Annotated in this window: 6 protein-coding genes; 4 read left to right on the forward strand and 2 right to left on the reverse strand. The window is 59.1% G+C overall.

The window, feature by feature from the left end; genetic code table 11:
- The 4 genes from JWS10_RS02315 to JWS10_RS02330 form a co-directional block, all read left to right on the forward strand.
- Window positions 1-1,324, forward strand: a 1,324-nt coding sequence (locus JWS10_RS02315) for an MFS transporter (RefSeq protein WP_299504359.1), incomplete at its 5' end; no start/stop codon positions are given.
- A 22-nt stretch (window positions 1,325-1,346) separates the two neighbouring features.
- Window positions 1,347-2,423, forward strand: coding sequence for an HlyD family secretion protein (locus tag JWS10_RS02320; protein WP_299504361.1), 1,077 nt, complete (start codon window positions 1,347-1,349; stop codon window positions 2,421-2,423).
- Window positions 2,424-2,796: 373 nt separating this feature from the next.
- Window positions 2,797-3,258: a carboxymuconolactone decarboxylase family protein gene (locus JWS10_RS02325; RefSeq protein ID WP_299504363.1), complete on the forward strand. Its 462-nt coding sequence runs from the start codon at window positions 2,797-2,799 to the stop codon at window positions 3,256-3,258.
- The gene (locus JWS10_RS02330; RefSeq protein ID WP_299504365.1) at window positions 3,248-4,102 is read left to right on the forward strand and encodes a sigma-70 family RNA polymerase sigma factor; all 855 of its coding nucleotides are present in this window, start codon (window positions 3,248-3,250) and stop codon (window positions 4,100-4,102) included. Before JWS10_RS02325 ends, JWS10_RS02330 begins: the two co-directional genes overlap by 11 nt.
- Window positions 4,103-4,132: 30 nt before the next feature.
- Here the strand turns inward: JWS10_RS02330 and JWS10_RS02335 are convergent, their stop codons facing one another.
- Together JWS10_RS02335 and JWS10_RS02340 are read right to left on the reverse strand one after the other, a co-directional pair.
- Window positions 4,133-4,717, reverse strand: a complete 585-nt coding sequence (locus JWS10_RS02335) for a glutathione S-transferase C-terminal domain-containing protein (RefSeq protein ID WP_299504366.1) — start codon at window positions 4,715-4,717, stop codon at window positions 4,133-4,135.
- A complete protein-coding gene (locus JWS10_RS02340; RefSeq protein ID WP_299504367.1) occupies window positions 4,714-5,469 on the reverse strand; it encodes an SDR family oxidoreductase in 756 nt (251 codons plus the stop codon). Before JWS10_RS02340 ends, JWS10_RS02335 begins: the two co-directional genes overlap by 4 nt.
- Window positions 5,470-6,000 lie beyond the last annotated feature (531 nt).

The following is a 6,000-nucleotide window of genomic DNA, read 5'->3' on the forward strand; positions in this document are numbered from 1 at the left end:
CGTATTCGTCGCTGCGGTGGTCGCTCACCTATTCACGAACGATCTTCAGTCCGCAGTTCTTGTGCGTGCCATAATGGGGATTGCGGCTGCGCCGCTCAGTACCCTTGCCTTCTACTACATGCTGGAATGGCTTCCGCCGGCCCGGAAGATGAGCATCGGGATCTGCTTTGGCTTGCTCGGCAGCGGCATGGCGCTGCCCCTTGCTAGGATGATTTCGCCGGACCTTTTGCAACTTGGGGGATGGCACGGCCTGTACCTGCTTGAAGTCGGTCTGGCGCTGGTTGCCCTAGCAGTTATCTACCTGCTTCCTCTAACCCATCCGCCGCGCAGCAAAGTCTTCGACAGGGATGACTGGATCAGCTTTCCGCTGCTGTTCATCGGTACCGGCTCGCTCGTGATCGTATTATCGATGGGTCGTGCTTATTGGTGGTTCGAAACGCCTTGGCTTGGCGTGCTGCTCGCTATCAGCATCGCCAGCCTGGCACTACTGGCTGTCCATGAGTTGCACCGAAAGAACCCCATGATCGACCTTCACTGGCTTGCAACCCGAGATATGCTCAATTTCGCGGGCGTGTTGATGCTGTTCCGACTACTTCTGTCCGAGCAGTCAGTCGGGGTGACGGGCTTATTCACCAGCCTTGGCATTCAAAATGAGCAACTGATCCCGCTATTTCGCATCATAGGCGTTTCGACGTTTCTTGCGACTGCCGGACTCGCTTTGATAATCAAGCCACAGCGGACTGCGGCAATCCACTTGCTCGCCCTTGGCTTGATTGCAGCCGGCTCGTGGCTCGATTCCCATTCGACAGTGCTGAGCCGTCCCGAGCAGTTTTATCTCAGTCAGGCAATGATCGGGGCAGCATCGGCGTTGTTCTTGCCTCCCGCGCTGCTCACGGGCTTTGGTAAAGCAATGGCAAAGGGTCCGCAATACATCCTCTCGTTCGTGACCGTATTCCTGTCGACGCAGAGCCTGGGGGGGATGATTGGTTCGGCCGTGTTTAGCACCTTCGTCACGCTGCGTGAGCAGTTTCATTCTAACATGTTGCTAGAGAACGTGACGCTTCTCAATCCCCAAGTCGCTCTGCGGATACAGCAGTATGGCGGCGCATTTTCGCGCGTCCTCACGGATGAGACGGAACGCAACTTTCGTGGTCTGACTATGCTTGGTCAGGCGGCCACGCAGCAGGCCTACGTGTTGGCATACAACGACATGTTTCTGCTGGTCACCGGTGCCGCGGTACTGACGGCGGGCCTGCTCCTTCTTCAACTGGGGTGGTCCTCGTTGCGCAGAGCCGATGTCGCAAGTCTACAGCAGCCAAACTGATCATTTACTACGGGTCCCAAAAATGCGCTTCCCCCAATTCTTCACATCGAAAGCAACCATTCTGGTGCTCCTTGCCGGCGTCATCGGCGTCCTTGCGATTCTCTACGCATGGCAGTTGCCACCATTCACCTCTACCGTTCAAAGCACTGACAATGCGTATGTGAAAGGGCGTGTGACACTCATTGCTCCACAGTTGGCGGGCTATGTCGCATCCGTGCCCGTGACTGATTATCAAAATGTCAAGCAGGGCGATCTTCTTGTTCAGATGGATGATCGGACATACCAGCAGCAGCTTGCCCAAGCCCAAGCCTCACTTGCTCAGCAAGAGAATAACCTCGAGAACTTCGAGAGCAACAGAAGGGCGAAGCAGGCGAGCATAGAACTGGCGCAAGCTCAGCTTTCGGCCGCACTGGCAGCACTCGACAAAACGCAGGCGGATTTCGACCGCAACGTCTCGCTGACGAACAAAGGGCTTTCCGCAGAGTCCGTGGGTGAACAAAGCAGAGCTGCACTGGTGCAGGCGCAGTCTGCCGTCGCAGAGGCTCAGGCCTCGGTCAATATCGCGCAGTTGAACTTAATTAGCTTCGAAGGCACCAGGAACGGGTTCGTCGCTGCCGTCGATGGTGCCAAGGCCGCCGCCCAGCTCGCCAGGATCAATCTCCAGAACACCAAGATCGTGGCTCCTCTCGATGGCCAGCTCGGCGAGGTATCCGCACGCCTCGGCCAGTTCGTTTCGGCAGGGACGCAGTTGACTTCGATCACGCCGCCGCAGACTTGGATCGTCGCAAATTTCAAGGAGACGCAGTTGGGCCTGATGCAGATCGGCCAAAGTGCATCTTTGACTGTCGACGCGCTGTCGAAGTCGAAGCTGACTGGACATATTACCCAGATATCGCCGGCAACCGGCTCCGAATTCAGCGTCCTGAAGCCAGACAACGCGACCGGCAACTTCACTAAGATCGCGCAACGCATTCCGGTCCATATCGAACTCGATCCTGGGCAAGATCTGGCCAAGCGTCTTGCGCCCGGCATGTCAGTCAGCGTTGCCGTCGACACCGCAGACGCTGCGGCGAATAACAATGCCGCAACAACTCGTTGATGCGATTGCGACCGCCGCGGCGATCTGACTCGAACTCGGTGGATCGACCGCTGGAATATTGACGAGTGTTCATAAGGACAGCGGCGAGCCCCACCACCTGTGGCTGGCCACCGATCAGAAGACGAGGTCATCGAATGCTTCGTCACGAAGTTGCCTCACTGAACCGCAGCGCTGAATTCCTCAACAAATCAATGAGGCGCCAGGGTCGGCTAGAAGTAATCGTGACGGATCGGCTTCGGTCGTACGGCACGGCTCGGATGACGACGGCAGTTTTTTCCCGCGCGGCTGAATCGCTCAAAAGTAATCTGGCTTCCATGTCACATTCCGCTATCCGGCCTCGTCATGCTGGTGTCTGATCGAGAAGGAGAGACCGATGACACCCCGCATGACCGATTACTTCAAGCGCGCCGAAGCCGGGTTCAAGCCGCTGTTCGTGCTGGAAACCGCGCTGCGGGCTGGGCCGCTGCAGGCAACTTTGCTGCATCTGATCAAGCTGCGCGCCAACCAAATTAGCGCCTGCGCTTATTGCATCCACCTGCATACCTCCGAAACGCTAAAAGATGGTGAGGCGCCGCTGCACCTGCATATGCTGGTCGCCTGGCGAGAAAGTCCGATGTATTCACCCCGCGAACGTGCCGCGCTCGCTTGGACCGAGGCGCTGACACTGGTGACCCAAACCGGCGCACCGGAGGCGGATTGGGAGGCGGTTAAGGCCGAATTCAACGAGGACGAGCGCGCTTGGCTGTCAATGGCCGTCGCTGCGATCAACATGTGGAACCGGGTTCAGGTCGGCTTCCGCGCCGCGCATCCGACCGAACTGCCCCATGCCGCCTGATCGCAGCATAGAGGCGTTCGAGGCGCAGCGTTCCCGATTGATGCGCCTTGGCTACCGGATGCTCGGCTCGCGCCACGAGGCAGAGGATGTTGTGCAAGAGGCATTCCTGCGCTGGCACCGCAGTGACCACGCTGCGGTCCTTGAACCCGCCGCCTGGCTAACCCGAGTGGTCTCGCGGCTCTGCCTAGACCAGATGAAATCCGCCCGAACCCGGCGCGAAGCCTACCCGGGCACCTGGCTGCCCGAGCCTCTAATCGAGCCGGAGGATTATGCGATGCGCCCCGACAACCTGACGCTTACCCTGATGATGGCGCTGGAACGGCTCTCGCCGCTGGAGCGCGCGGCCTTCCTACTGCATGACGTCTTTGGGCAGCCAATGGAGGAGGTGGCCAACATCATCGACCGCACCCCTACTGCGACCCGACAACTGGCCAGCCGCGCCCGCGCGCATGTGCGGCTCGACCGGCCCCGGCAGGATATTCCGCGTGATCGCGCGGAAACGCTGGCTCGCGCCTTTTTTGATGCGTGCGAGTCCGGCAATGCCGCGGCTTTGGGGGCAATGCTGGCGCAGGATGTCGCGGTGCATTCCGACGGCGGCGGAAAGGTGCAATCCTACAAAACCATCCGTGGCTGCGATCAGACGCAACGAATGTTTCTGGGCGTGGCCCGCAAATTCGGACCAAGCGAGTTTCTGGGGCTGGTCACCATCGACGGGCTGCCGGGCTTTGTCTGCCGGCTCGGCGGGGTCTTGCAGACCACCGCGCTGGAGTTCGACGGCGAACGCATCGCCAACATCTATATCACCCGCAATCCCGACAAACTGGAGGGGATGCAAAGGCATTAACCCGGTCGGAGATTCCGACCGGGTCGTTTCTTACTGCAACCCTTCCGTAGCCATCGCCCGTTGCACCGAAGGCAGCGCCCGCATTCGGTCGCGCAGACCGGCCAAGACTGGCGGCACAGCGACCTCAAACCGTTCCGCCCAGAGCAACATGACGAACAGATAGCAATCGGCCACTGACAGCTTGTCGCCAAACAGATACTCTCCCTGCACGCTGTCCGCCATCATAGTCAGGAGTGCGATCACGGTGGCCGCCGCCTTGGCGCGATCCCGGTCAGTGCCGCCATGCCACATAGGCTTGAAAGCCCGATGGATCTCGGTCGAGATGAATGCCAGCGCCTCTAATTGACGGGTGCGGCCCATTGGCCCCTGTGGGGCCAGCGCTTCGAATTGGCTGGACAGCCAGTCCAGCACTGCGATGTTTTCGGTTAGAATCTCGCCTTCTTCCAGCACAAGCGTCGGAACGTATCCCTTGGCGTTGAGTTGATGAAAGTCCTGCCCGCTCTCGGTCTGTTTGGTGCGCATGTCCACCCGCACCAGAGTGAACTCGGCCCCAGCCTCGTGTAAGGCGATGTGATCGGCAAGGCTGCAGGCCAAAGGCGCGTAATAGAGCCTCACAGCCGGAACTCGCCGCGGGCGAGGTAGCTATCAAACCCAGTCGGTGCCAGACGTGCCGCACCTTCAGGCACTAGATCGGCCTCCTTCAACACTACGCCGAAATAGGGCGCGGAGGGATCGACCACTACCTTGCGCGCATCGCCCGCAGCCGTGAGAAACCGCGCGACAAATTCGCTCATCGGGGCGCGATCAGGGCCGGCAATCTCGACGAGACCACGCGCCGGGGCGGCTTCGGCCACATCAGCTACCGCCGCCGCCACATCATCCGACAGGATCGGTTGCATCAGCGCCGACGACAGATGAACCTCATCTCCGACGGCCGCCGCGCGGGCGATGGCACCCATAAACTCCATGAACTGCGCCGAGTGGATGATCGTATAGGGCAGGTCTGATGCGCGGATCAAATCCTCTTGCGCCTTTTTGGCCCGGAAGTAGCCGCTGTCTTGCAGCTTGGCCGTACCTACCACCGACAGGGCGATGTGGTGCTTAACCCCGGCAGCTTTGCCCGCCGCCAGCAGATTGCGCCCGGCTGTCTGAAAGAAGTCCATCGCCGGCAAATCCTCGAACGAGGGCGAGTTGGCAAGGTCGATCACCACCTCGGCCCCCTGCAATGCGGCCTCTAGTCCTGCGCCAGTATAAGTATCCACCCCAGTCGAGGGTGCCACGCCCGAAACATGATGCCCGCGCGCCTGCAGGGCCTGCACCGTCTTGGACCCGATCAAACCGGTCCCGCCAATCACCACGATCTTCATCTTGCACTCCTGTTGCTTGCATAGAGATGACGAGGCAGCTGGTCAGGATGTGACATGACGCCAAATTAATTTTGCCCTACGAAGCCGATTTTCAAAATGACGCGCTGACTCCGGCACACACGCAATTAGTCATTAAGCGGTGATCGGAGCTCAACGGGTTAAGTTCCGTCCACCAGTTCGGTCAAGCCGCGCTTTAGTCTCTTCTCATGTTTCAGAAGCGAACGGCGGCTAGGTTCGCATCGCTGCCATTCACCGTAGGGCACAAATCTCTAGGCAAAATGATGTGGTCAAAAACGGTCGATATAGGTGAAAAACTCGACCTACCATATGTTGTAGGAGGCGCTTTAGCGCCATTTTAACCGTATGAATTTGATGAGATTTTGGTTGAGTTAACGTGCGCTCTTGGAGGGCCGCTCTGGCCTCACGCAGGGACCCGTTTTGCCAAACGTTTTAGGTTCTGCGCGGTGGCGGCGAGGAGGAATTCATCCTCCGCCCCACGCAAACCTCTCAATCGTAGGCGTGTGAAGCCGA

Source organism: Cypionkella sp. (genome assembly GCF_028290025.1).
Lineage (GTDB): Bacteria > Pseudomonadota > Alphaproteobacteria > Rhodobacterales > Rhodobacteraceae > Cypionkella.

Excerpts from the sequence above, each read along its gene's own strand:
- JWS10_RS02320 (WP_299504361.1), top strand. The coding sequence starts at position 1,347 with ATGCGCTTCCCCCAATTCTTCACATCGAAAGCAACCATTCTGGTGCTC.
- JWS10_RS02325 (WP_299504363.1), top strand. The coding sequence starts at position 2,797 with ATGACACCCCGCATGACCGATTACTTCAAGCGCGCCGAAGCCGGGTTC.
- JWS10_RS02330 (WP_299504365.1), top strand. The coding sequence starts at position 3,248 with ATGCCGCCTGATCGCAGCATAGAGGCGTTCGAGGCGCAGCGTTCCCGA.
- JWS10_RS02340 (WP_299504367.1), bottom strand. The coding sequence starts at position 5,469 with ATGAAGATCGTGGTGATTGGCGGGACCGGTTTGATCGGGTCCAAGACG.